The 23,012-nt window shown below is 64.1% G+C and carries 39 protein-coding genes and 1 pseudogene; 4 read left to right on the top strand and 36 right to left on the bottom strand.

The annotated features are described in order from the left end of the window. Positions 1-3: 3 nt before the first annotated feature. From FBF35_RS07440 to FBF35_RS10505, 14 genes are all read right to left on the bottom strand, one after another. Positions 4-207: a hypothetical protein gene (locus tag FBF35_RS07440; protein WP_060567547.1), complete on the bottom strand. Its 204-nt coding sequence runs from the start codon at positions 205-207 to the stop codon at positions 4-6. Positions 208-428: 221 nt separating this feature from the next. Then, the gene (locus FBF35_RS07435; RefSeq protein ID WP_060567548.1) at positions 429-770 is read right to left on the bottom strand and encodes a hypothetical protein; all 342 of its coding nucleotides are present in this window, start codon (positions 768-770) and stop codon (positions 429-431) included. A gap of 32 nt (positions 771-802) precedes the next feature. Then, positions 803-979 (bottom strand): hypothetical protein, encoded by a 177-nt coding sequence (locus tag FBF35_RS10515; RefSeq protein ID WP_157843484.1) that lies wholly within the window; start codon positions 977-979, stop codon positions 803-805. Positions 980-1,074: 95 nt separating this feature from the next. Continuing rightward, positions 1,075-1,737: a hypothetical protein gene (locus FBF35_RS07430; protein ID WP_060567549.1), complete on the bottom strand. Its 663-nt coding sequence runs from the start codon at positions 1,735-1,737 to the stop codon at positions 1,075-1,077. A 27-nt stretch (positions 1,738-1,764) separates the two neighbouring features. Further along, a complete protein-coding gene (locus FBF35_RS07425; protein ID WP_060567550.1) occupies positions 1,765-2,157 on the bottom strand; it encodes a hypothetical protein in 393 nt (130 codons plus the stop codon). A gap of 348 nt (positions 2,158-2,505) precedes the next feature. Next, on the bottom strand, positions 2,506-2,844 hold the full coding sequence (locus tag FBF35_RS07420; RefSeq protein WP_060567551.1) for a hypothetical protein: 339 nt from the start codon (positions 2,842-2,844) through the stop codon (positions 2,506-2,508). Then, the gene (locus FBF35_RS07415; protein WP_060567552.1) at positions 2,841-3,422 is read right to left on the bottom strand and encodes a hypothetical protein; all 582 of its coding nucleotides are present in this window, start codon (positions 3,420-3,422) and stop codon (positions 2,841-2,843) included. The genes FBF35_RS07420 and FBF35_RS07415 overlap by 4 nt, the downstream gene beginning before the upstream one ends. Positions 3,423-3,430: 8 nt before the next feature. Then, the gene (locus FBF35_RS10510) at positions 3,431-3,607 is read right to left on the bottom strand and encodes a hypothetical protein (RefSeq protein WP_157843485.1); all 177 of its coding nucleotides are present in this window, start codon (positions 3,605-3,607) and stop codon (positions 3,431-3,433) included. Then, complete coding sequence (locus FBF35_RS07410; protein ID WP_060567553.1) at positions 3,607-4,455, bottom strand: P22 phage major capsid protein family protein; 849 nt, start codon at positions 4,453-4,455, stop codon at positions 3,607-3,609. Before FBF35_RS07410 ends, FBF35_RS10510 begins: the two co-directional genes overlap by 1 nt. A gap of 25 nt (positions 4,456-4,480) precedes the next feature. Further along, positions 4,481-5,062, bottom strand: a complete 582-nt coding sequence (locus tag FBF35_RS07405) for a hypothetical protein (protein ID WP_060567554.1) — start codon at positions 5,060-5,062, stop codon at positions 4,481-4,483. A gap of 91 nt (positions 5,063-5,153) precedes the next feature. After that, the gene (locus FBF35_RS07400) at positions 5,154-5,963 is read right to left on the bottom strand and encodes a hypothetical protein (protein ID WP_060567555.1); all 810 of its coding nucleotides are present in this window, start codon (positions 5,961-5,963) and stop codon (positions 5,154-5,156) included. Continuing rightward, on the bottom strand, positions 5,960-7,528 hold the full coding sequence (locus tag FBF35_RS07395) for a phage portal protein (RefSeq protein WP_060567556.1): 1,569 nt from the start codon (positions 7,526-7,528) through the stop codon (positions 5,960-5,962). The genes FBF35_RS07400 and FBF35_RS07395 overlap by 4 nt, the downstream gene beginning before the upstream one ends. 30 nt (positions 7,529-7,558) lie before the next feature. Next, positions 7,559-9,229: a hypothetical protein gene (locus tag FBF35_RS07390; protein ID WP_060567557.1), complete on the bottom strand. Its 1,671-nt coding sequence runs from the start codon at positions 9,227-9,229 to the stop codon at positions 7,559-7,561. Continuing rightward, positions 9,229-9,648, bottom strand: coding sequence for a hypothetical protein (locus FBF35_RS10505; RefSeq protein WP_187348943.1), 420 nt, complete (start codon positions 9,646-9,648; stop codon positions 9,229-9,231). The genes FBF35_RS07390 and FBF35_RS10505 overlap by 1 nt, the downstream gene beginning before the upstream one ends. A 125-nt stretch (positions 9,649-9,773) precedes the next feature. Here FBF35_RS10505 and FBF35_RS07380 point away from each other — a divergent pair, with 125 nt between their 5' ends. Beyond that, positions 9,774-10,325 carry a hypothetical protein gene (locus FBF35_RS07380; protein ID WP_060567559.1) on the top strand — a complete coding sequence of 184 codons (552 nt, stop codon included), beginning with the start codon at positions 9,774-9,776 and terminating at the stop codon, positions 10,323-10,325. Between the two features lie 153 nt (positions 10,326-10,478). Here FBF35_RS07380 and FBF35_RS07375 read toward each other — a convergent pair whose 3' ends face one another. The 22 genes and pseudogenes from FBF35_RS07375 to FBF35_RS07275 all read right to left on the bottom strand — a co-directional run bounded on the left by FBF35_RS07375 (position 10,479) and on the right by FBF35_RS07275 (position 20,558). Beyond that, on the bottom strand, positions 10,479-10,784 hold the full coding sequence (locus tag FBF35_RS07375) for an HNH endonuclease (RefSeq protein WP_082632913.1): 306 nt from the start codon (positions 10,782-10,784) through the stop codon (positions 10,479-10,481). A 167-nt stretch (positions 10,785-10,951) separates the two neighbouring features. Further along, complete coding sequence (locus tag FBF35_RS07370) at positions 10,952-11,734, bottom strand: helix-turn-helix domain-containing protein (RefSeq protein WP_060567560.1); 783 nt, start codon at positions 11,732-11,734, stop codon at positions 10,952-10,954. Further along, positions 11,727-11,969: a hypothetical protein gene (locus tag FBF35_RS07365; RefSeq protein WP_060567561.1), complete on the bottom strand. Its 243-nt coding sequence runs from the start codon at positions 11,967-11,969 to the stop codon at positions 11,727-11,729. The genes FBF35_RS07370 and FBF35_RS07365 overlap by 8 nt, the downstream gene beginning before the upstream one ends. After that, positions 11,969-13,015: an HNH endonuclease gene (locus tag FBF35_RS07360; RefSeq protein WP_060567562.1), complete on the bottom strand. Its 1,047-nt coding sequence runs from the start codon at positions 13,013-13,015 to the stop codon at positions 11,969-11,971. The genes FBF35_RS07365 and FBF35_RS07360 overlap by 1 nt, the downstream gene beginning before the upstream one ends. Positions 13,016-13,229: 214 nt before the next feature. After that, the gene (locus FBF35_RS07355; RefSeq protein WP_060567564.1) at positions 13,230-13,727 is read right to left on the bottom strand and encodes a single-stranded DNA-binding protein; all 498 of its coding nucleotides are present in this window, start codon (positions 13,725-13,727) and stop codon (positions 13,230-13,232) included. Next, positions 13,727-14,152 carry a hypothetical protein gene (locus FBF35_RS07350; protein WP_060567565.1) on the bottom strand — a complete coding sequence of 142 codons (426 nt, stop codon included), beginning with the start codon at positions 14,150-14,152 and terminating at the stop codon, positions 13,727-13,729. The genes FBF35_RS07355 and FBF35_RS07350 overlap by 1 nt, the downstream gene beginning before the upstream one ends. Further along, the gene (locus tag FBF35_RS07345; protein WP_060567566.1) at positions 14,149-14,457 is read right to left on the bottom strand and encodes a hypothetical protein; all 309 of its coding nucleotides are present in this window, start codon (positions 14,455-14,457) and stop codon (positions 14,149-14,151) included. Before FBF35_RS07345 ends, FBF35_RS07350 begins: the two co-directional genes overlap by 4 nt. Continuing rightward, entirely contained in the window at positions 14,454-14,981 is a 528-nt protein-coding gene (locus tag FBF35_RS10645; RefSeq protein WP_241772587.1) for a hypothetical protein, read from the bottom strand. Before FBF35_RS10645 ends, FBF35_RS07345 begins: the two co-directional genes overlap by 4 nt. Positions 14,982-15,176: 195 nt before the next feature. Then, positions 15,177-15,644 (bottom strand): annotated as a pseudogene (locus tag FBF35_RS10640) (DNA cytosine methyltransferase); the annotation flags it as partial. A gap of 53 nt (positions 15,645-15,697) precedes the next feature. Further along, a complete protein-coding gene (locus FBF35_RS10740; RefSeq protein WP_082632915.1) occupies positions 15,698-16,087 on the bottom strand; it encodes a DUF4326 domain-containing protein in 390 nt (129 codons plus the stop codon). Beyond that, positions 16,084-16,326 carry a hypothetical protein gene (locus FBF35_RS07330; protein ID WP_060567569.1) on the bottom strand — a complete coding sequence of 81 codons (243 nt, stop codon included), beginning with the start codon at positions 16,324-16,326 and terminating at the stop codon, positions 16,084-16,086. Before FBF35_RS07330 ends, FBF35_RS10740 begins: the two co-directional genes overlap by 4 nt. Continuing rightward, positions 16,323-16,625 (bottom strand): hypothetical protein, encoded by a 303-nt coding sequence (locus tag FBF35_RS07325; protein WP_060567570.1) that lies wholly within the window; start codon positions 16,623-16,625, stop codon positions 16,323-16,325. Before FBF35_RS07325 ends, FBF35_RS07330 begins: the two co-directional genes overlap by 4 nt. After that, a complete protein-coding gene (locus FBF35_RS07320; RefSeq protein WP_060567571.1) occupies positions 16,622-16,975 on the bottom strand; it encodes a hypothetical protein in 354 nt (117 codons plus the stop codon). Before FBF35_RS07320 ends, FBF35_RS07325 begins: the two co-directional genes overlap by 4 nt. Positions 16,976-17,153: 178 nt before the next feature. After that, the gene (locus FBF35_RS07315; protein ID WP_131726649.1) at positions 17,154-17,405 is read right to left on the bottom strand and encodes a hypothetical protein; all 252 of its coding nucleotides are present in this window, start codon (positions 17,403-17,405) and stop codon (positions 17,154-17,156) included. Continuing rightward, positions 17,402-17,731, bottom strand: a complete 330-nt coding sequence (locus FBF35_RS07310) for a hypothetical protein (RefSeq protein ID WP_060567573.1) — start codon at positions 17,729-17,731, stop codon at positions 17,402-17,404. Before FBF35_RS07310 ends, FBF35_RS07315 begins: the two co-directional genes overlap by 4 nt. After that, positions 17,728-18,966, bottom strand: coding sequence for a hypothetical protein (locus FBF35_RS07305; RefSeq protein WP_060567574.1), 1,239 nt, complete (start codon positions 18,964-18,966; stop codon positions 17,728-17,730). Before FBF35_RS07305 ends, FBF35_RS07310 begins: the two co-directional genes overlap by 4 nt. A 30-nt stretch (positions 18,967-18,996) precedes the next feature. Continuing rightward, the gene (locus tag FBF35_RS07300; RefSeq protein WP_060567575.1) at positions 18,997-19,197 is read right to left on the bottom strand and encodes a hypothetical protein; all 201 of its coding nucleotides are present in this window, start codon (positions 19,195-19,197) and stop codon (positions 18,997-18,999) included. Further along, entirely contained in the window at positions 19,197-19,583 is a 387-nt protein-coding gene (locus FBF35_RS07295) for a hypothetical protein (protein ID WP_060567576.1), read from the bottom strand. Before FBF35_RS07295 ends, FBF35_RS07300 begins: the two co-directional genes overlap by 1 nt. Then, a complete protein-coding gene (locus tag FBF35_RS07290) occupies positions 19,580-19,792 on the bottom strand; it encodes a hypothetical protein (RefSeq protein WP_060567577.1) in 213 nt (70 codons plus the stop codon). The genes FBF35_RS07295 and FBF35_RS07290 overlap by 4 nt, the downstream gene beginning before the upstream one ends. 42 nt (positions 19,793-19,834) lie before the next feature. After that, on the bottom strand, positions 19,835-20,056 hold the full coding sequence (locus FBF35_RS07285) for a helix-turn-helix domain-containing protein (RefSeq protein WP_060567578.1): 222 nt from the start codon (positions 20,054-20,056) through the stop codon (positions 19,835-19,837). Beyond that, on the bottom strand, positions 20,053-20,238 hold the full coding sequence (locus tag FBF35_RS07280) for a hypothetical protein (RefSeq protein ID WP_060567579.1): 186 nt from the start codon (positions 20,236-20,238) through the stop codon (positions 20,053-20,055). Before FBF35_RS07280 ends, FBF35_RS07285 begins: the two co-directional genes overlap by 4 nt. Next, complete coding sequence (locus FBF35_RS07275) at positions 20,235-20,558, bottom strand: helix-turn-helix domain-containing protein (RefSeq protein ID WP_060567580.1); 324 nt, start codon at positions 20,556-20,558, stop codon at positions 20,235-20,237. Before FBF35_RS07275 ends, FBF35_RS07280 begins: the two co-directional genes overlap by 4 nt. 115 nt (positions 20,559-20,673) lie before the next feature. Here FBF35_RS07275 and FBF35_RS07270 point away from each other — a divergent pair, with 115 nt between their 5' ends. The 3 genes from FBF35_RS07270 to FBF35_RS07260 all read left to right on the top strand — a co-directional run bounded on the left by FBF35_RS07270 (position 20,674) and on the right by FBF35_RS07260 (position 22,876). Beyond that, entirely contained in the window at positions 20,674-20,940 is a 267-nt protein-coding gene (locus FBF35_RS07270) for a helix-turn-helix domain-containing protein (protein WP_060567581.1), read from the top strand. 64 nt (positions 20,941-21,004) lie between these two features. Next, positions 21,005-21,466, top strand: coding sequence for a hypothetical protein (locus FBF35_RS07265; protein ID WP_060567582.1), 462 nt, complete (start codon positions 21,005-21,007; stop codon positions 21,464-21,466). Between the two features lie 324 nt (positions 21,467-21,790). Further along, the gene (locus tag FBF35_RS07260) at positions 21,791-22,876 is read left to right on the top strand and encodes a type I restriction endonuclease (RefSeq protein WP_241772585.1); all 1,086 of its coding nucleotides are present in this window, start codon (positions 21,791-21,793) and stop codon (positions 22,874-22,876) included. The last annotated feature ends 136 nt before the right edge of the window (positions 22,877-23,012 follow it).

Here is a 23,012-nt window from a genome sequence, read left to right as displayed (position 1 = left end):
CAGTTATTCTTCTTCGTCCTCCCAGTTCGGGAGGAGGGCCTTCATCGCTTCATCTCGGAAGTCGTGAAGGTGGTCGGTGCGCGCGTCCTCGAGTGCGAGCTCGACCGCCGAGACGGGGCGCGGGTACGGCTCTTTGCTGCCGAATACTGAGGACACCAGATCGAAGATGTCCTGCAGGAGGCGCACGACGGGCGTCTGTTCCCTCATCCGCGCCTCGGTATCGTCGGTAGTCGCTTCAGTTTCGGCAACGCTTCGCGCGATCTCCTCGAAGCGCTCGGGGTCGTTGAGGATCGCGACGGTTGTCCTGCTTGTCGGCCCGAGGCCGTCGATGAGCGTGAGGAGGAAGCGCCAGCGGCGGGCGCGGAACAGGGCGGGAACATCCCAGCCCTGTTCCGCTAGGTCACACGTAATCTGCCTCTCGTACCGACTTAGCCGATCGTAGAGGCGCTGCCTTCCCCCGCATCCCCGAACGCGGCGTTGTAATGCGTTGATGCCTGACGGAGCAGCAGCGTGAGCTGACGGAAGCTGAGCTTGCTGATGAGTAGCTCAGCATCGTCCTTCGGAAGCCAACGACGCATGACCTTGATCGGCGAGCGAAGTTCAGACATATCCGTGAGGAACTTTTCTGCCTCTTCGGTCGTGAGCCCCATCGGGTCCGGGAAGTTGATGACCGTGTGCCCGATCCCGAAGGTGAACGGCTCCGGCGTCGCGGACTTCTCAATCTTCTCGAGTGCGGTGAACGTAAGGGTAGGCTTGATGGTGTCAGACATATTGATCTCCTAGATATCTGTCGGGATTGTTGTTACTTGTTGAAGGTGGGCGGCGCGGGCAGCGTCGGCTTCTCGACGTCGGCCTTCGAGTCGTCGGCGGGCTCCCATCCCTGAGAGATGAGCTGGTTCTGCTCGACCGCAGAGTCGGTCTCGCGCTCGAGCTTGATCTCGTCGCCGTCGTCGGTCTTGACAGTCTTGAGGAACTTCATCTTTGGTCCTATCCGTGAGGTGATCTCCATGCGTGAGGTGTGGACGGGCGGGCCGGAGGGAGATCGTCTCCGGCCCGCCCGAGATCGAGAGCAGGTCAGTTGGCCTGATCGAAGCCGATCACGTCGCGGTGACGGATCGCGCCGGATCCACCGATGTAGTGACGGCAGGAAGTGCCGGCGGTCTCGTCCATAAAGGCCGAGAATTCCAGGTCGAACTGGATTGCGTCGCTGGCTGCCCACTTCTCGTCCGGCAGGGACGAGAGCTTCACGCGCGGGTAGCAGCGACCGACGATCCACTCGTCGGCGGCGGGACCGTCAGCCATGACCATCAGGAGACGGTATTCGGCGAGAGCCGGGGTCGCGGCCTCGTCGAAAACGATCTCGCCCGTGGTCTTGGAGGCCTTGGTCTGCGACAGGTCGATGCCGTAGACCAGCTGCTGAATGGTCTTACGGATGGGCTCAAGGACCGTGAACTTCACGGTCTTAGGTGCCTTGGTGAGGTCGGTGCGGACGGCCTCGGCATAGCCGAGGGCCTCCACGTCCTCCGTGTTCGCGTCGGCGGAGTTGGTGATGCCGTCGGTCGAGATCAGGCCGAGCGGCAGGAAGTCCGTCGGGATTTCCTTGAGAGCGCCGCCGGCGTCGGTGATCGCCTCCGGGACAGTCGCCGTCATCGGTGCCAGGAACGCCAGCGCGTTCAGACCCTTACGGACGTTGGTCGTGCGGTTGTGCTTCTTCTTCAGAGCTTCGATGGTGGTCATGCAAGACCCCTTCCTAATCAGGTGTTGTCATTCTGAGATGGGCCTGTGCGTGACCGTGATCGTCATGTGAACGACCTCGACAGCCTCGAAGTACGGCTGCACGCCCAGGGTCGATTCGACCTCTGCTTCATCTACCCAGCCGGACGCACCGACGACCGGACGGACGGCGAGCGCCCCCTCGATCTGGTCCGCGAGCGCGGCGGCTCCGACTTCGTCTGGTGAGGCCGGGGTCTTTGCGTAGATGGAGACAGAGATCGTGTCGGCTCGGTCGTATTCGCCAGGGTCGGCGTTTACGAGCGAGACGTGTGCGAGTGGAAGCGGCCCGTCGGTGAAGCCGGGCTGCAGGACTCGTGCGGTCGGGATGCCGGTCGCCGCGGTGATTGCGTCTCGGATGACCTGGACCGCGTCTGTGTAGGTCACTTGAACCGCCTCCGTTTAGATCTGGTTCCGAGGAGTGCTCGGAGTGTGTGTGCTCCGGGGACCGGCTTCCCGGTTCTGGAGCGGTGGCCGAACTCGACAGCAAGCGCGTGTGGTGCGTCGTTGTAGACGCGTCCAACGTCTCGGACCGGGCCTCCCGGTCTGAGCGGTGCTTTAGTCGTTTCGGCCTTGTATGAGTCGGCGAGGTTATCGGTGAGGCCTCGCGGGGCGGCTGCGGCGGCAGCGGCCCTGAGCTGTTCGGCTTCCTGGTGGAGTCCGGGTGCGAGGGCGCCGCTTTGTAGGAAGCCCTTGATGCCGGCTGAGTCCCTGCGGAAGTTGTTCCCCATTGGCTCACCTCCGGTTGATGGTGACTGCGACGCCTTTCGGCCAAGGCGACGGCGGCGACTCGACTTGCCATTTCCCGCCGAGCGGGTGCTCAGCAGGGATTGTGATCTTGTCGCCGACCTTGAGCGACGTTCCCGGCGGCGCGTACAGCGTCGCTTGCTCGTCGGGCTGCTCCGACGTCGGCGACGTCAGCAGCCCTGGGACCGTGAAAGCTCCCGGGGCGACGAGACAGCCGCCGATCAGGCGCTGCCCACTGCCTTCAACTAGGAAGCCGTCGGCGTTCCTGCTGACGCTCCCCTCAACCTGGACCGGGGTTCTCCACTCTTCCATCGGCTCCCGGCTCATGCTTCCATCACCCACACATGGCCGGAGCGTCGCGGCCTGAACGTGTCTGCGAGCGCCTGGTCGTCGGGGGATAGGAGGGCTTGGCCTCCGATTGCCCAGCTGGCGTACTGCCTGGTCTGGGTGAACGGGCCGGTCGTGTCCGTGGCCTGCGTGGCTCCATGTGCGGCGGCGGCGTCGATCGACATGATGCGGCGCGCGCTGTCGGCGAGTTGGAGCCGGACGGCGGCGGGGACTTCGTCGAGGCCGGCGGAGTAGGTGACGACGAGGAAGTCGGACGCTGGCTTGTCGACCTGGACGAAGCCATGCCTGAGTTGCCAGGCGACCGGCGTCCCGTCGTCTGTGGTTACCGATTGGACGGCGAGGAGCGGGGTCCGAGTGGGGAAGATACGACCGCCGCCGTCGACCTTGAGTCGGTGCGTGTACTGCTCAACGGTGAAGGTCTGGCGGGCTCGGTCTCGGAAAGCTGCTGAGAGCTTGTCGAGGACGAACTCCGCTCGGCGCTTCTCTGTCTCGTTGAGGTCGCGGCCTAGTGCTGCTTCCAGGTCTGAGACGGATGCGAGCGGTAGGGCGGCGGTCATCTCTCCTCCTACTTCTTGGTCTTGGCCGGAGCGGGCTCCGGATCCTCGACGTCCTCGACGGCCTCGATGTCCTCGACAGGCTCGGTGCCGTCTGTGACAGCCTCGACGATGCCGGCGGCGATCATCGCGGTTGCGACCTGATCCTCGACCTCGATCTCAAGGCCGTTGGTTCCACGGACGAGCATCAGACCCCCTTAAAGACCTGAACGGCGGTCGGGCGCAGCACCTTGCCGCCGTACACGTGGAGGCCACGGACGCGGTCGGCGAAGGTGTTCTCGGCGCGCATGCTCTCGACCTTGGAGATCTGAGAGACGTAGGCAACCGAGGGCTTGTGCAGGCCGATCGCCATAGGCTTGGTGTTGTCCATCCACGGGGAGACAACGACGTCGAAGCCGAGGAGGCGACCGATGATCGCTTCTCGCAGACCGTCGGTCGTGTTGGCCTTGTCGAAGGCCGTGAGCTTCGAGCCGTCGGAGAGCAGGAAGTTCTCGAACTTCGCGTTCACGAGCAGGACGCGACCTGCCTGCGGCACCTTTGCGTCGGTGAGCTTGCCTCGCAGGGCCAGCGCGACGTTGTAGGCAGAGGCCCAGTCCGTGGGGTTTGCGATGCCCGTTGCCGCCGTGCCCTGCGTGGACAGCAGGCCGGTGAGGAAGGCTTCCGCGTCCTCGACCAGGCCGATACCGGCGGACTCGGTGTACTTGTCGAAGCTCTTGTTCGCCTGTGCGCGGTCGATGTCATCGACGAGGAAGTCGAAGGACTTCTCCTGATCGATGACCAGCTCGATACCCGTGTCGGCGACCGTGTCGGGCGCGGTCGTGCGCGGCTGCTTGCCGCCGCCGGACGCGGCGGGGAGGACGCCGGTCTTGTAGTCCTTGACCTTGACGTCGACGATGCCGGCGATGTGGATCTTCGATCCGGAGGTCAGTGCGCCCTCGTACTCGCGGTTCGTCAGGCCGGTCAGGACAGCCTGGTTACGGAAGCTCTCCAGGATGGAGGCCGACCAGACTTCGGGGATGAAGTTCGTGTTAGCCATTGTGGCTCCTTTCGCGGGCTCGCTGTCAGGCGAGGCCCATCACGTCGTTGAGTTGGCCCGCTCGACGGGCCTGGTTAATCTGCTCGGCACTCATGGTCTTGAGGTCCTCGCGTGTGAGCTGCTTGCTCGACCTGATCTCTTCACCTCGATGTCCCGCGTCGGACGCCGGGGCGCCCTTCGGGATCTGCGCTCCTCGCCACGCCAGCAGACGATCCGCAGACGCTTCCAGCTCCTCCAGAGTCGAGCCGGACAGCAGTTCCATGTCCACGCCCTTCGCCGCGGCGACCTGAGCGCGCGCTGCCTGGACTTCGAGGGCCTTCACGCGGGCCTCAGCCTGCGCAGCCTTATCGAGAGCCTTCTGCAGCTCCGTCTTGCCCTGCTCCTCGTGCTCGTCGAACAAGCGAGCTTTCTCGGCGTTTTCCTTCGCGCGCGCTTCGTTCTGGCGTGAGAGCGCCTTCCACCTCTTCGCTTCGGCTTCCCAGTCCTTCGCCTGCTCCGTTTCGGCAGCAGCCTCCGAGACCTGAGCCTCATCCGCTTCCCCGCCCGCAGGCGCTTCCACGGAATCAGCGAAGCGCAGATGCGGGCGCTCGTGTAGGTGAATCTTCATGGTCGATCAGTCCTCCCGTTTCGGGTAGCCTCCCCCGCGAGCGCCGTTGCGGCCTCGGCGGGGCTTGATTGCGCGGCGGTGCGTTTAGGCGTTACGCCTTATCCGCTGTGCCGCTTTGCTTCGGGGCTTTCGGCTCTGCCCACGTCAAAGTGGCGCCGTACTCCCCGTGCGCCTCGACTCGGATTAGCTTCCGGTAGTCGGGCGTTCTGCCTCCTCGGTCGGCTTCGCCGAGCCGTTCGGCAGCGATCTTGTGGACCTGCTCCAGGCGGTCCTCGTCGATGACCTGCTGGCCTGCCGCTCCGGGCGGCAGCGGCTGCACGTCGCAATCGCATCCCGGATGGATCGGGAGCAGATCTTCCTTGTAGTAGCGCTGCGTCGAAGCGACGACGCAGAGGCCGCAGTTCTCGCGGCCCGTGAGCACTCGCCGGTAATACGAGCCCGTGTCCGGGTAGGCGCGCATCACTTGGCGGGATGCGTGTACCTTCGCGAGCTGAGCGTCGCCGCCGATCAGCTGAGTCAAACGCAAGCGCCCCTCAGAGACCGCCTGCTCTACAGGCTTCCCGTCAGACAGTGCTTTGTACACGTCGACCGCAGGGCGGCGGTACACCGTCCGGGGATCGACGCCGCGAGCGCCGAGAATGTCAGCCTTGTCGAGCTGTGGGACGACGAGCTTCCAGCCGAGCTCGTGGGCGCAGCGCGCGAGGTAGGCGCGTGTCAGATCCGCGATGCGGAGCTGACCGGCGGTGACCCTGGGGACGAGCGCGTCGATCATCTCCTCGACGGCGCTCGCCCGGTAGTTCGGCATGGAGTCCCAGTAGGCCTCGCCGAACTTCGTGATCTGTGTTCGCACGGCGTGGACCTGGGAACTGTAGACACTCGTGAGGTCGTCCAGGTCCGTCATGCTCGCTTCTCCTCAAGGTCTGCTGACTGCGTCTCAGGCAGACGCAGGGCGACGGGCACTGCGCCTGTGAACTTGATTCCGTCGAGGCCGACGACCTGAGCCGCTGACTGCGGGGCAACGCCCGCGCGGATCGCGGTACCGAGCGCGTCGAACTTGGTTTTCAGTTCAGACGGATCCCCCCCCGTGACCGGAGGCTGCGCCTCATCGGTCGGCTTGGGGTTGTCCTGCAGGGCGAACGCGAGAGCCAGCTGCTCTTCTGCCCGGCGCTGCTTGTCCTGCGCGATCTGTTCCGGCGAGTAGCCGAGGATATTCCGCTGGATCGTCTCCAACGCTTCGCCAGCGTTGCGGGCCTGCACGGCTGCGGCGTACTTCTCCGTGAGGGAAACGGCGTGCGGAGGCACGAACAACACCTCGACGGTTTCAGTCTCGTCAAGGTCGATGCCCTCGACCGCGAGCGCGCGAACCATGAGGTAGGCCAGTGCCGGCTTGAATCGCTCGATCCGGTCCTCAGCCTTGGACAGGAGCGCCTTCTGTGGCTGCTCGGCGCCCGAGGCTGACTGGTTTGCCGAGTCGGGCAGCATGATCGACAGCGGGGTCGAGGTCTCGACCGCTAGCTCTCGCCAGTCGTCCTTCGTGGCGTTGAGGATCTCGGTGATCTGCGTCTGGGAGGACTCCCATATTTCGACGCCGGGAGGCAGCTCCCAGAGGGCGGCGGGCGACGGCTCGAACACCTTCTGGTAGTCGATCTCGTTCCCGGCCTCGTCCTCAGCGGGCAGGCCCGCCGACCCTTCGGCGCTCTTGAGCGCACGCTGCCGGAAAGCCTGCATCGAGATAATGACGAGACGCTGCAGCGTCTGCCAGTTGATTCGGTCGATCAGGTCGAGGACGTTCTCGAACTCACCCTCGCCGAAACGGTTCTCCAGGACGACGACGGGCGGTGCGCCCTCGAACGCCTGCTCGCCGCCCTCGTCCTGCCGCCACCCAGAGGAGACCGTCGAGATCAGGGCCTTCGAGTCGCTGTAGGCAGAGCGAGAGAACGAGGTGCGCTTCCCTGGCGTCCACATCACCAGATGATCGATGCCCGCCGCGGAGTCGCGCCAGACCTTCACAGCCGCGAGCGCACGCCAGGGCCGGACCGGATCCGGCTCCACGTACATGTGCTCAGGCCGTTCGTAGGTCACGCAGGCGTGCCCGTCCTCGTCTTGGGTGACGAGGAGGTATCCGCGTCCGAGGGTCGCGGCGTCCCAGATCGCGTCGGAGAACGCGACCTTGAGGCGGTTGTCTCGCCAGATCCTGGCTGCTGCCAGCGCTGCCGGCGTCTTGTCGCTCGCGCCGACTGTCACGCCGTTCGGGATGAGTCGGTCAACGAGCGCGGCGACGACGAGCTTTCCGGGGCTCGTGCGCGCGCGGCGCTGGAACTTGATCCAGGCTTTCGCCAGGTTCGGCCCCATCTCCGGTAGGGGACTTGTGCCGTTGGTGTAGGAGCGCAGCAGGTCTGTCCTGGTGCACTCCTTGTCCATCTTTGCGGTGAGGTAGGAGAGCCACTCCTCGGGGGTCTTGGTCATGAGGTGGGGCCTCCTTCCCCAGTGCGTTTGTTAGTAGAGTCGTCGCGGAGCGCGGCGTGCCGTCGGCCTGGCCGCGCCCTTACCGACCGCGTCAAGGCCAGCCTTATAGGCGAACATCGCGCCCCAGGTCGCGTCGATCTTGGAGTAGTCCTGATCGTCGGCGGGCTTGACGAGCACGTATCCGGCCTGTCTCGGTGACTTCCTCGCGTTGAGGAAGTGCGCGGTCATCGTCGGGTCTCCGTCGTAGGTGATGAGTCCTTGGTGGATCGCTGAGAGCAGCTGCGCGAAGTTCTCGCACGTCTGAGAGACGTTGCGCTGCGGATAGCGGATCGGCTCCGCAGCGCTGATCTTTGCCCGCAGTCGGCGCGAATACTTCGCCTCCCAGGTCTTAACGTCTTGCGCCCAACCTGCCGACGGGTCGGCGTAGAAGCCGACGACGTTGTATCGCTCGAAAGCGTCGCGCACGGTCTGCTCGATCTCCAGGCGCGGCGGTTGCCACCCCTCACCCGCAGGGCCGTCCGGCTGCGTCCAGATACCCACCTTGAACAGATGCTTCTGCGTGATCGAGTAGCCGATCAGGACGGTCGCGTCGGCGATGCCGATCTTGCGTCCTTCCGACCCGTCGAAACCTAGCGTGATCGGCTCTGTTGACGAGATCGTCTTACCGTGGTCCTCGATCGCGCGAAGCTCCGGCATTGTGAGCCAGGCGTCGGACGCGCTGTTGATCTGGTTGAGGAAGTCGGCGCACATGTCCGCCGGATCGTTATCCGGGTGCCAGAACGAATCTGCGATGCGCTCGAGGTCCACCCAGCCGGGCTCGCACTCTGGATCGTGGATCGCGCAGCCGCGCGGATCCCGAGCCGAGTCGCCGTAGGCGATCCGCAGGCCCTCGATGAGAGATTCCCGGTCCGTGATGTCCGTGTCGAGCGGCGCCTGCCGGTGGTCGTAGTAGAGACCTCGTGAGGCTTCCTTCTTGACCTTCCCGGCCTTCACCAGCTCATAGAACCGTGCCGTGTTCTCTGCGACCGACCGCTCGCCGATCGTGAAGGCGTTCGGTGTCTCGATCGTCAAACCGCCGAGCTTGTCCGCGTTGGACCGTAGCGTCTTTGCGAGCTTCGGCCCGCCGTTTCCGGGTAGCCAAGTCTCCGTCTGGTCCATCACGGCCATAACTGCTTTCGCGCCCTTGACGGAGGTTGCCGAGGACGTGCGCTTCTCGATACGCCCACGCCGCAGAGCGACGAAGCTATCCATCGGGTCGATGCCGTACTCGTCCTCAGCTGGCGAGCCGCGAAGCATCTCCAGGAGCGGATCCCATGTGTTCGCCGTCTGATCGTCCGTCGTTGCCGTGACCTGCACGAGCGGCGTTCGCCGCGTCGACCACGGTACACCGACCGGCTGGCCTTCCGCATCCCACCCGTCGCACAGGACAGGCCCCATCGCTTCGGCGCAGCAGATCGCTGCGAGGAACGGGGACTTGCCCCAGCCACGGGGGCGCGAGAGGACGGCGCGCTGCTTGAGTCGGCGCCCTGTCTGCGGGTCCAGCTCGTACACATGGACGAGGAAGTCGAGCTGCTCCTGCGTCGGCACGAACGGGATCATCTCGTCCTTGTCCGGCGTCAGCAGGAACGCGGTCATCCAGTCGGCGACGTCATAGCCGAGCGTGGGAAACTCGTCCTCTTCGTCGATTGGCTGCCAGGGCATTACTGCACCGCCTTGAGGACTGTCTTTCGCCTCCTCGACCTCGATGAGACCGGCGATGCCTCAGCGGATGGGCCGTCATCTTCCAGGCCGTCCGCGACGGCGAACTGGATCCGCAGTCGCGCGCGGTCCTCGGGCGTTGCACCGAACTTAGCGACGCGCAGACGAAGCTCTGCTGCGACCTTGAAGTCGCCCTTCCAATACAGGGCATGTAGATAAGCCGTGTCCATGAGGAACGCCCAGTCGGTTTCGGTGTACTCGGCAGATAGCGGCGACTCGCCCCACATCTTCCACCAGCGCTTCGTGATCGTCGGCCAATTGAAGCGCTTCTTCTTCGGCACGCCGAACTCATCGACGACGACCTGCTCGATAGTCGGAAGCGCCGGCTGCTCGACCGGCTGCGCAGTGATGATCCGGAGCACCTGCGGATCCTTATTCCGACGAGCGCGCGAGCCTTCCGGCTTCGGCGCAGGACCGCGACCAGCCACACAGATCACCCCCAGCCATTCTGCGGAATATCAACGAAATAAGCGTTACAATAAGAGACATGAAAACGTGCGAACAATGCGGCCACCAGCTCAAAGCCTGGGCGCGAGCCGACGCGCGCTTTTGCTCGACACGCTGCCGAGTCGCTCATCACCGCTCGACCCGAGCCGACGAAGCCGCCGGCCTCCCCGTCGAGCTGACCACCCGCGCCCGCTGGGTCAACCACATCAACAAGCGCCCCCTGTGCGCTCGCACGGGCGCGTGGGCGTCCGTCACCGATCCGACGACCTGGAGCACGTATGAGGCCGCGAGCGCGACCGGCGCGCCCCTCGGCTTCGTCCTCGGCGACGGCGTCGGCTGTATCGACCTGGACGCCTGCCTCGACGAGAACGGCATCCCGAACGAGGCTACTCGCACGCTCCTCGCGTACTACGAGGGCTCCTACGTCGAGATCTCGCCGTCAGGGCGCGGCTTGCACATCTGGGGCACCGCAGCTCCACGCCGCGGCTTCAAGCGCGAGTGGAAGGGCCAGCGGATCGAGTTTTACTCGACAGGCCGATACATCACCATTACCGGCAATGTGTACCAGCACGGGGCACTCCTGCCCCTCTGACCATCCTCAGAGCACCCACCCTCCGATGCGCTGTTTCGCGCGGCACATCAACGAAAAGTGCCCCTCGCAAAATCCCCAGACCCGTACAAACTTAGATCGACAGCTCTTGACGGTGGGTGCAGCGTGTGGGGGAGGGGGTCCCCGGTGGGTGGGTCAGTCGATGAGGCCGGGATGCTTACGCTTTCGCGGCTGGTTTTTCTTCCGCTCAGCAGCGAGCGCCGCAGCAGCTTCCTGCTGCGTCTTACGTTTGTGATGCCAACGGCAAAGCCACTGGAGGTTCACCGCTCGGTGATCGTCACCTGGCTCGATGTGATCGCAGTCTGTCCCTGCAGCTGGGCATCGCGTGCCGTCGTGCAGCATCGCTTCGCACCTGCCGGCTGCGCGGTCACGCACGAAGGCGCGCCGCTCGGCCCAGTCATCAGGCAGACGGACGGCGCGGTCCGATGTCTCCCATGCCATGCCCGCCCCCTCAGTCCGTATGCACTGACCCCCGCTCCACCGGGGCCGATAGGAGCGGGGGTCAGTACAAGTGCGCGGATTGCCGTTAAAGCAGAAGCCCCTCGCTTACGCTCAGGGCCACACTAGGAGAATACGCCGTGACAAGCCCTATCGCAAGCGACACGCGCCTACATTCTGCGTGTCGCCAGCCTCTCAATATCCCCGACCCGGTAGAGGCGATCCCCGCCCCTCCTCGCCCGGGGCGCCAGCTGCCCCCGCTGCGTCCACTTCCGGACAGTCGGATCCTTGATCTGCGTGCCAGCCAGGATCTCCGCGACGCGGGTCGCCCGCGAGCGCGGCAGCAGAGACTCACGAGCTTTCGAGAGGAGTCGCTCCCAGGCTTCGCCGATCTGCTCGACCGCTCCGCACTCCCGGCAAGTCGTCGCCTCCTCATCTGGGTCGCGGACGAGAAGATCAGCGTCGCACTGGCTGCACGAGCCGACGTAGACGAGGCGCTGTCTGCCGGGGGAGGCGAGACGCTCAAGGCGCGCGACCGAGTACAGAACTTCGTCTGCGCACTGCTCGGCTTCCGACCACCTGCGGAGCTTGTCCTCGTGCAGGTCGAATACGCGCGCGACCATCCACCAATCGCCGGGGCGCACCCAGTAGGACGGACCCATCACGTGCGAGAGGAGCAGCGTCGCCCACGTCAGGATCGAGTCGCACATCTCGTCAACCTCGATCATGAGCGCGAGGTTGAGAGGAGCCCTCGACGATGGGACACCAGCGCCGCCGACCTGCTCACCCGTGCGCACGCCGTGCGACGCAGCATAGGCGAGGTCGCTCATGAGTCCTGGCATCGACGCGGTCGCCACACGGACGCGGGCAGCGCCGCCGCGAGACAGGTACTCTCCGTCGAGGAGAGGCTCACCCGTCACCGGGCAAACCCGGCGGTCGTCATGCTCAGTCATCGTATCCCTCCACCCATGATGCGAGCTGATCGCGCACAGACTCGATGAGGCCACGCCGCGCGAGCATCGAGCCGCCCCCGTCGTGCATAAAGACGGTGACCTCTTCTTTGCCGGGGACCATGACCTCAGCACAGACCACCCAGGCCCCAGTTAATGCCTGGGCTCCGTGTCCTGCCTGCACTAGTGCTGAGAGGGCATCTTCTACCTTGCCCCTCAGCTCTTCTTCCTGGCTCATTACCTTCTTCTCCTTCTACGGTTCCGCTTGCTTGTCTGCTTCTGCTGAGGTGTTCGCGGGTGCCCGGCCTGGCCCTTCCCTGCCTGGCCCGTGCCTGCCCTTCCCTGGCCTGCCCGTCCCGTCCCGTCCCTACCCGACCCGAGAGTATTCGCCTTGATACCCTTCGACGTCGGACCAGGGTTCGGACTTGAGTCCGAACTAGGTCGAATACGCGGACCCTCGGACGCACACCGCTCAGGTGTGCCGGGGTCACGCACAGCGGCCTCAGCGTGGCCGCTGGAGCCGCGCCCGGGGTCAACAGGCGCTCCGGACCCTCGGCCCGGGAGCACGCCCCTCGCGGGCGGCTCTGAGGCGGGGTCAACGGGCGTGCCCGGATCCACGGACGGCGCGGCTTCATATCCGTACCTGGTGAGGAATTCTGCCGACCACACTCCGTAATAGGGCGTGGCCGGGACGGGACGCAGTGGCGAGGCCGCATCGAACGCCTCCCGCGCGTGCCCGCGCGAGGAGTTGCACTCATGACAGGCGACCACGAGACCATCGACCGGGGCGTCCCCCAGCGAGTCCGGGTCAATGTGATCGAGCGTGCCGAGGTTGTAACCTGTCGGGCCGGTCCACCGCACGACCTTCCCGCAGTAACGGCACTGGTCGCCGTCGCGGAAAATCACAGCAGCTTTCTTGTTCGGGTCGCGATTCTCCCGCGACCGCGCACGGCGACGCATGACCTCCTCGCGCGGCTGGACGTGGATAAACTCCTCGTCCGTGAACAGGCGCAGCTTCCGCTTGCCCTCCACTTCAACCCACGTGAGCAGCCCGGCGCCGACCGCCACATCAATCAGGTGCGCACTCCGCGAACGATCGCCGTCGCGGAACGCCGCACCTCTCTCGATGATTCCGTCTGTTAGGTGCTTGGCCGAGTAGGTCGCGAGTGCCATGAGGAAGCCGAACATTTCGACGATCGAGATGTCCTCGGCGCCCTCCACGTCGTACAAGCTCATGAGCTTCGGGTGGCTCAGTGCTTCGTCGCCCACTCTGACCCAGGCCATTACTCGCCCTCCTTCATACTTGTTGTCTTGATCTCCGTCTGCTCCCAGCCGTCCTCCGGGAACAAGTCCCGGGGCCGGAACTCCGGGAAGTTGCGCCGCATCCAGTCCCTCTCGGTTTTCCTCTGATACTCAGCCTCAAACCTGCGGAAGCACGGCCTACAGCGCGCGTGCCCTGCAGCGAGAACCTCGCCGCAGTCCGGGCAGTACCGCTCCATCAGAACGGCGGCTCAGACCCGAACGCCGACCCGCCAGGCTCACCCCACGGGTCATGCTGCGGAGTCTCCTGCCCCCACCCAGCCGCACCGCCAGAGGCCGACGCGCTCGCGGACGGTGCGCTCGCGGCCTGTGCCTGAACACGGGTGACCTGTGCGCGTGCGCGGCGCAGGGAGGGGCCGACCTCGTCGACCTGCAGCTCAACTACCGTGCGGCGCTCGCCCTGCTGGGTGTCATACGAGCGCTGGGTGAGGCGACCCTGAACGATGACGCGCATACCCTTGCGCAGCGACTCGGCGACGTTCTCAGCGGTTTCGCGCCACACGGAGCAGCGTATGAAGAGGGTGTCGCCGTCGCGCCATTCGCCGGCGTTACGGTCGTAGGTTCTCGGGGTCGACGCGACGGTGAAGTCTGCGACTGCGGCGCCAGACTGCGTCCAACGCAGTTCGGGGTCAGCGGTCAGGTTACCGATGACAGTGATGACGGTTTCTCCGGCCATTACTTGCTCTCTTTCTTATCTGTGTCCGCGTACACGCGGATGCGGACCTCGTACATCGGGATGTTCAGGTGCTTGCCCGCCAGGCGCTCCGCGATGACCGTGTGCGGGCCGTCGAGGAAGCGGTCCGCGTCATCAGGCAGCAGCCCGGCATCGATGAGACCGTCCATGAGTGCTTTCACGGTCGGCGCGAGGTTGCTACGGTCGCGGCGGCGACGATCCGGATACGCGAACTCAACCTCCACTCGAGCGTGCGTCAGCCTGAGACGCGCGACCCCCTCACCCTCGCGACCGAGCAGATAGCCCCACTGGCGGATCTGCTTCGTGAGCCGCGCGCGTGCGGCCCAGTGCAATTTGTCGTTTGCGGTGATGAGCTTGCTGCGCGTCAGCGGCAAGACGCGCGACTCCCACACCAGCTGCGCGCTCATCCGAGATCCTCCTCAGTCAGCTGCTCGCCCGGCTTCGTGTACCAGGCTATGAAGTCCTCCGGGATGCGGTTCGACAGACGCATACTGCCCGGGCGAGCGACGATCATGTCCCCCTCAAGCGCCCAGATCGTGTAGGTGTGCTCGACGAGCATCACCCGCCCGTCCGGCGTGAAGCCACAACGCTTGCGCGCGCGGCGGGCGATCGCCTCCGCGTTCTCACGAGTCAGCCGGACCGCGCGGACGATCGCGCGCTCCTGAAACTCCTCGACACCTGGGATGTCCTTCAGTGGGTCGATGCCGGTCATGCTGCCTCCTCAATGGTGATCTTGGTGAGCTGGTAGATAGCGGCGGCGCCCTGCTGCGGGACGACCCCATTTCCGAGGAGACGGAGCTGCTGCTCCCGCGTCAGCCCGAGATCCTCGCCGGTCACATGCCCCTCGGGCAAACCCATGAGCCACTCGACGAACTTCGTTGAGAGGCGTGCTCGCCCCCCCTCGCGTGTCGGCGGGACAGTCGGAGCTGGAGCCTCACGTCCGAGCACCTGCTCCCACCTGGCAATCGCTTGCCCATAGACGCCGAAGATGCCGGGCTTCATCCCTCTCGCCACCTCGTGCAGGTTCGATCCGTAGCCGGTCGAGGATGCCGTCGCGTTCGTCGCCTGCGGTGTCGGTAGGAGACCTCCCGTTGCCAGCAGGCCGTTCTCGACGAGGATCGCTAGGTCGGTGACCTGCGCGCGGCCTGGCTTCTTACGCAGGTGTGCCTCGGGCGAGTTGCCCGAGGGCTGCGCGACCGGGGTCGGCAGCATCTGTACTGCCTGCGACAGACTCATGCCCGTTCCCTCCTGATGACGGCCTGCCTTGTGGTCCGACGCGGTCGGCGTCGGAATCAGGGCACCAGGTGCTCGATCTGATCCGCGAGACTCACGGAGTGCCCGCCCTCCCTGCGCTTCTGTGGAGGCTGTGAGCCCCCGCAGCTGCCAAGGTTCGCCTGCGGGGTTGCCAACAAGGAACAGCCGCTCTCGCTGGTGAGGGGCGCCGACGTCGGAAGCTCGTACAACACACCATTGCGCGTCATACCCGAGGCCGGCCAAGTCTCCGACCACACGGCCTGCCGCCCTGAGAGCAGGTCCATCTGCTCCGTCTCCCAGCAGTCGCGATTCTTGTTCCACCAGACTGAACGCTCCACTTGTCAGCGCTCCTCTCACGTTCTCCCAAATCACCAGACGCGGACGCATCGTCTTGATTGCCTCGAACATCGACTCCCACAGGCCCGACCTCGTCCCCGAGGCCATGCCAGCGCGCCTACCCGCGAGGCTCAGATCCTGACAGGGCGATCCACCGCAGATAATGTCTACCGGCTCAACATCCGACCAATCGACCTGCGTGATGTCACCGAGATTCGGGACACCAGACCAGCGCACCTCAGCCAGCCTGCACGGCCCCGGCTCTACATCGCTCGTCCATGCGACGCGCGCATCCGGATCAAGCGCCATGCGGACTGCCATATCTAGACCGCCGTAGCCAGTAAAGAGACTGCCGATAGTCGTCATTCTGCGGCCTCGTCTCGATCCCACCTGCGGTAATACGGGTTCTCGAACTCCCTCGCACCGCGCGGGTTCGCGATCTCCAAGAGGACATCCGCATGACACGGCTGATCAGCTGGACACCAGCACGCGAGATCGAGGCCCCAGAGGTTCCGCGCCGCACACCCAGCGACGAACCGACCCTCTGCCGTGTGCCTGATCCACTCACGAAATTTCTCGACAGCCTCCGCACGAGACGCGACGACGAGGGCACCGCCATATTTAAGCTCAAACGGCGACCGAGCGACCCAAAACGGATTGCCGTATAGGCTTCCTCGCCCTACATACTTCGTGTGCGCGGGCATCTTCCAGCCGCGAGCGCGGCGGCGCTGAATCCTGATCGGGAGCCTCATCGCTGCTCCTCAGCCCAGACGCCGACCTCCACGAGCTCGGCGGGCGTGTAGCCGCGAGCGCGGGTGAAGTCGATGACCGTCTGTGCGCAGGCTTTGTGCGTGATGTGCTCGATTGCGGTGGCTTCGTTTTCGGCGTCGATGGTGACGTGAACGTTCGAGCCTTTCGGCGCGAGGCGCGTGCGGCAGACAGGGCAGAAGCGGAAGCCGGGGACGTTGCGCGCCTGCTTGATTTCGATCATTGCTCGGCTCCTTCGATGTCGGTGAGGTCGTAGATGTGGACCCCGCACGCCGGGCATCGGCGCAGTGTGTGCGGTGGCTGCGGCTCTGGGGTTTCGTCGTCCTGGCGGGTGACCTTGCCGGTGACTCGCACGAGCCGGAGCTCGTGCAGGACGGAAGGTGAGGGTCCGGAGCGGATGACGAGTCCGCGGCGTTCTGCTTCCTCGACGAACGCGGCGCAGGCCGTCGCGACGATATGAGGCATGGGGAGATGTTGGTTGGCGATCTCCCACTCGATGCTGAGGAGTCCGGCGCCGCTCATTCCCCGGCCTCCTCGGGTGTGATCGGTGTGCCCTGTGAGACGTTGACTAGGGCGTCGATTGGTTCGCCGATTGCTAGGCGGATTTCGCTGGCTTCGTCGGGTGTGCCGGCGTACCTGGCGGCGACGTAGCTTGCTACGTCGGCGAGGTCCGAAGCTGCGACGGCGATCGCGTCCTGCAGCTCATCGACACGGTCGAGGAGGTACGCCATATCCACGGCTGCGTTCTGGTCGAACGCAGCGACAGCGTCTGTGTAGGCCTTCGCGATCGCGGTGCGGTCTGCGCCTGCGTAGCTGCGGCCAGCGAACGCCACGGCGTTCAGCCTGTCCTTGATCTCGTTGATGGTGGTCATTGGTTGTCCTTCTCTAGGGGGTCTTGCCCTGCGCGCTCGTGGCGCGGGCTTCGTGCCCGCCCGGGACTCGCACCCGGGGGTCTGCTGGTCGGGCTGCGCGATCTCTTTACCTGCCCCGCCTGTTTTTTCTTGGTTTGCGGGTGGCCTCCCCGTTGGCCGCGCTCATCGGGGAGTGTGCTCATTCGTCGATGTAGTCGCCTTCACCGACGTTGAGGCGCTCGGATGCTTCCTGGAGCTTGTCGACGATCTCGACATACAGGTCGCGTTTCTTGTCGATCGCTTCTCGAGCGAGGCGGCGGGCCGTGAGGTCGTTGAGCTGCTTCGTGATCTCCAGATCCTCATCAGCGGCGAGGACCGTTTCCTGCGCGTCGTCTCGCAGAGCCTGCACCTGAGCGGTGTCGAAATAGACCGCGATGTATCGAGTCATCACTTCCCCTCCTCCGTCGAGGTACCGACTTCATTAGCGGCCTGCATGGGGTCGGTCATGGACGCGATCTTCTTTGCGCCGACAACGCGACCCTCGGTTGCGTCCAGGGTTGCGTCCAGGGCGTCGATGATCTTCGTCATCTTCGTGTGCTCGCGGCTGAGTGTCATCTTCGCTGCTTGGCGAGCTCTGTCGTTGTGCAGGGTCTCGACGTTGTCGAAATCGACATCGGCACTGATGCTCTCCTCGTACAGGAAATCGCGCAGGTAGAAAACGTCGGCTGCTTCGAGGGTGAGCGTTACCGGGTTTTCGAGTGCCTTCTCGAACTTCACAGCTTTTCTCCCTTCTTGCTCGCGGGGCCTTCAAGAAGTCGGAGGAGGAACAGGCCAGCGCCTGCGCCGCCCAGGATCGCGACGATCATCAGCAAAAGTCCGCTGGAGGTCGCGCCAGTCTTGGCGAGGCGCTCCTGCGGGGCCGGAGCAGTAGCCGGCACGGCCTCATGCTTCGGCGCGGGCTTCACCGTGCCCGGCGTCGGCGCGGTCGTAGGAGTAGGCATCGGGGACGGCGCAGACTGCGGCTCATCCGAAGGAGTAGGAACCGGGGACGGCTTCGGCGAGGGCTTCGGGAGAGGCGAGGGGACCGGCGCGGGCTGCGGCTTGGTCTTGCCGTCGCCGTCGGTACCGCCCGAGGCCTTGATCGTTGCGGTTGCCTCAAGGCTCTTGCCGTTGATCGTAGCTCGGTTGGTGTAGGTGTCCTGGCCCTCGACGTGCGTGGTCGCTGCAGGATAGACGATGCAGACCAGCGAGCCTGCGGGCGGCGTGAACGTCAGCGTGTGCGCTGACTCGTCGAGCGTGCCGTCGGTCCAGGTTGTCGTCGCAGGATCCCAGGTCGGGCCGGACGAGCACTTCACAGCCTTCGGCAGCTGGTTGGTCTCGTCCGTCAGCGTGTAGGCCTTTCCGGCTTCAACTACCCACTTGATGCCCCAGCCGATCGACTGGTCCGCGTTGGTCCACCCGAACTTAATCGTCTCGGGAGCCGCGTACTCGAAGTGCGCGGGCGTCGAGCAGTCGTTCGTGCAGGTGCCCGAGCCGTCACGGTCGCCCCAGACGAGCGTGCGCGTGACTTGGCCGTTCACGACGATCTGCGTGTCCTCAGTGCCGACTGCGGCGTCCGAGAGACGCGCGCGGGCATGGAAGTTTCCGGTCACGTCGGTCTTGTCCGCGTAGGACGCGGGAACCTCGGTGACCGTGCAGGTCAGCGTCGCCTCGTCGGCCTCGCAGTCGCCGATCTTGGTTCCGTCGTCGAGGACGAAGGGAAAGCCGGCATACCACTTGAAGCCGCCGTCCTTGCTGGCAACGGTGAAGTGCTGGCCGACCGCGAGCTTCGGCGCGGTCCAGGTTCCCTCGACGGTGACCTCACTCGAGGTCTGGCGTGAGGCACTGGTCGCCTTGGTAACCTGTGCGGTCATGGTCGGCGCGGCCTCGGCGGCGGCGTATGCGGCGCCGTAGGGCAGCGCGAGCGCCGCGAGGGTGAGGGCAGCGCCTGCTGCCCAGAACTTCTTACTCATTGTGGTTCCTTCTGTTCTTGGTGTTGGTGGTTAAGCGGATCGGCGAGGCCTCATCGGCGCGAGCGCCGAACGTGAGGGCTTGACCTCGACCGGGTAGTGAGCGGCGCGGGCGCAGGCCTCCGTGACCAGGCGATGCACACGCTCATCTATGTGCGGGCGGTTCGCGTAGAGGATGTGAGCGCGGGCGATCGCGCGTGTGATCTCGACATCGAGCGGCGGCTTCTTCGGCATCAGGTCCGCACCTCCAGGCTCGGCTCATCAAGCCTGAGCACTTCGAGGGTCACGTGGATCTGCTGACGGTCGAGATCGACCGCGATCTTTGGCGTGTCGAGGGCGAAGCAGTTATTCAGCTCTGCCTCGATAATGACGTCCTGCGTCGCGAGGCAGATCAGATGAGGCAGCGGAGCCTCGCCGTCCACGTCGTAGTAATCGAAGCCGACGTGGCGCTCAAGCAGTGTCGTGCCCTTCGCCCTGGCCTTCGACGCGGATCGCTGCATGCGAGCGGCGATCTCCTCGATGGAGGCCGCACGAGAGGCCCCGCGCGCCGCGATCCAGGCCAGCAGGACACAGCCTGCGAATAGCAGGAAAACAACTGTGACGATGACCGAGGCGTTCACAGCCGCCCTGCCTTCCAGTCCGCGCGGATCAAGCAGACCGCGAGCGCGAGGAGTCCGAGGGCCGGGAAGAAGGTCCACTCGGGGAGGCCGTCGGGGTTGTCGAGGCCGCGCATCGCGAAACCGAGGGTGAGGGCGGCGGCGAGTGCGGCGCCTCCGATGAGGGTTCGCCAGGGCCGCAGGTGGCGGCGGCGTGTGGTAGTCTTGTTCACGGAATCTTCCTTCTCTAGGGGTTCTGCTCGCTCCCAGCGCTTCTACCGCTGGGAGCTCTTCTTTTCGGTGGCGCAGGAGCCGAGGCTCTGGCACTGGTGGTTGAGGTCGTCGCCGCTGTACCGGACGGAACGCCCGATCTTGATTGCGGCGACCTTGCCCTCGACTCCGAGGCGCTCGACGGTTGAGCGGGAGAGGCTGAGGGTTTCCTGAACCTGCTGGGCTGAGTACCAGCGGTCAGGGGCGAACGGTGCAGCGGCGGTCATTTCCCGGGCACCTCCCCATCGATCATTTCGGCGATCCGATCACCCGCGTCGAGGCCCATACAAACGAGGCGGTCGAGCGCATCCCCTGCGTAGATACCGGTGAGGTATACGACGCAGACGATGACAGGTATTGCGGCGACCGCGAGAACTAGGCCGATGGTCACTGCGACGACGGCGCTCATGCCGGGATGTCCTCGTCGTAGATGCTTCCGTGCGAGGCCTGGAGGATCACGACGCCGGTCGCCTTATCGGCGATTGCATAGCCTCGCGATTTATCGGGCGCGGGTGCTGTCTCGGTGGTGCGCTCGACTTGGTCGAGGAGCTCGCGGACGGACGTGCCGAGCACTGCTGCGAGCCTCTCAACTTCCGGCAAGGTCAGATCTCGGCGCTCGTTGAGCTTGAGGGACAGGCTCGCGCGGCTCATACGAGCGCGGGCAGCAAGCTCTGTCTGAGAGATGCCCAGCTCACGGGCCATGCTCTTGATTACGGCTGCGACCGTCATCTCATGGTTCCTTTCTACATTTGTAGACCAATGACTGCTATATAAGTCTACAAATAGAGATTTTGCAACTCGTTTTCATGTGACATGGGTCTACAAAAGTAGATATGCTTACCTCATGGGAAGCAGATCTCTTAAATCGAGTCCCTTTGAACGCGCTGTCTTAGCTGTACTCAAGGAGCGTCTGCAAAGTCTGGACCTGACTATCGACCGCCTGGCCGAGCGGGCCGGCATCACTCGCGCGCGCTGTTACAAGATCTTCGCGGGCGACACTGTTTGTACGATGAGCGACTTCGGTGCGATGTGCGAAGCTCTCGGAGTCAGTGGCTCCGATGTAGCTGCCGAGGCGGAGCGCCGCCTCGCGGACGAAGCCTCTCCGGAATAGCCTCCACGTCCTCGTGCGAGCTGTAGACTGCCCATATAGGTAGGTCGCACTCAAAGGAGGAGCTATGCACCGCCCTAAAGGCGCTTTCCGCCTCTACTCATCCGACCCCGCTGAGATCATCTGCACCGACACCGAGCTGCTCTACGACTCAAAGCGACGCGGCGAGGCAATCCAGCGGATCCCTCTAACCGACGTCGTCAGCGTCGAGGTCGAGGACGGCGAGGCCATGCAGGCGCGCGTGACTGCGACGCGCCTCGTCACGCTCGGCATCCTCGCGTTTGCTGCGAAGAAGAGGAGCGGCGGGGATAAGTGGCTCATGATCGAGACGCGGCAAGCGCTGCTGACTCTCCATTTCGAGCGCAAAGCCGTCGATGGACTGATGCGCTTCGTTGCACACACCCGTGCCGCCGTGAAGGCCGCACAGTCTCAGCCTGCGCCCGCAGCCCCGCCCGCTCCTGCCCACTGGACCGGCATGCCTCAGCAGCCCGCCCCGAAGCCCGGCGGCTGGGGCCGCATTTTCCGCTAAACTTTGTGGTGCTGTAGTGGCGCACGATGACCCGCGCGCGCACTTTCGGGCGCGATTAGGGGCCTTCGGTTCGATTCCCCCCATCTCCACAACAAAAACCGCATGATTCTGCGGTAAAACGGGGCATGCCTTGCTGCGTGACACGCGTGCGTGACACACACCAAGGTATGCCCTAGTTTTTGTGTGGGGCCCTACCAAACTGCGGTGATGGCTATGGCGTGCTGTCGAAGCGGTTCTGTGGCGAGCTGTCTAGCTTACTTGACATACATAGGTAAAGTGTGATTAGAGTTATAGAGGAAGCTCACGTATTTCAACAAGGAGTCAATGGTGGCCTTTGAAGACGCTCTTACCCTCCTGGCTGGCAAGGTTGCTGACCAGTGGGAGAACATCGAAACTGAAGAAGCAACGAAAACCGCGTTCATTCTTCCATTCATCTCAACTGTTCTCGGCTATGACATCTTCGATCCGCAAGAGGTTGTACCCGAGTTCACGGCGGATGTTGGTACCAAGCGCGGCGAAAAGGTTGACTACGCCATCATGGATGGTGGTGAGGTTCGGATTCTCATCGAATGCAAGAAAGTTGCCGGTGACCTTACACCTGAGCATGCCGCTCAGCTGTACCGATACTTCTCAGTGACAAAAGCGCGAATTGCGGTGCTCACCAACGGCCGTGTCTATAACTTCTACACGGACCTTGATGCCCCCAATGTCATGGATTCAAGGCCTTTCTTGGTTTTGGATCTTGCGGATATTGATGAGACTTTCCTGCCTGAGCTGAGGAAGCTCACGAAGGAACGTTTCGATCTGACGTCGATCGTGAGTGCTGCGGAGGAGCTCAAGTATCTCGGAGCGATCAAGCGTGAAGTGGGCATGGAGTTTAAAGAGCCTTCTGCGGACTTCGTGAGGCTTTTTGCCTCACGTGTCTACGAAGGGCGTGTGACGCAGCAGGTCCTGGAGAAGTTCACTGTGATCACGGACAAAGCTCTTCGCCAGTTCCTCAATGAACGGATCAATGATCGCTTGAAGAGTGCATTGGGTGCGGATGTGAACACGGTGATGCCGGTACCCGATGATGTGGAAGAAGAAGTTAACGAAGAGGTGCACGTCGAGGAAGTGTCAGATGGTATTGAAACAACCGAGGAGGAGCTCGCTGCTTATCGGATCGTGAAGGCCATTGCGTGTGCTGAACTGCCGTTTGAACGCATCACCTACCGTGACGTGCGTTCCTACTTCTCCGTCCTTGCTGACGACAATAATCGGCGTCCGATTCTTCGGTGCTACTTCGGTCGCCGAAAGGTGATTGCGTTCGTCAACGAAGATAAGACTGAGGAACGCTACAACATCAACTCGGTCGAAGACATCTATCAGTATGTGGATCAAATCCGCGAGGCTGCGCAACGCTGGGCCTGACGGTGATGCCCCGGACGCGTTTAGTGCCCGGGGCGTTACCGTGTTCGTGATGTGCGCTCATTGTCCCGACCTATGAATCCGCGCCGCGATTCGGTTTAAGGTCAGATCAAGCGAGGTTGGCATAGGGGCACTAATC

Source organism: Schaalia odontolytica, assembly GCF_005696695.1.
Lineage (GTDB): Bacteria > Actinomycetota > Actinomycetes > Actinomycetales > Actinomycetaceae > Pauljensenia > Pauljensenia odontolytica_C.
The sequence above is the reverse complement of the archived record's forward strand: the minus strand, read 5'-3'. Positions and strand labels throughout refer to the sequence as shown.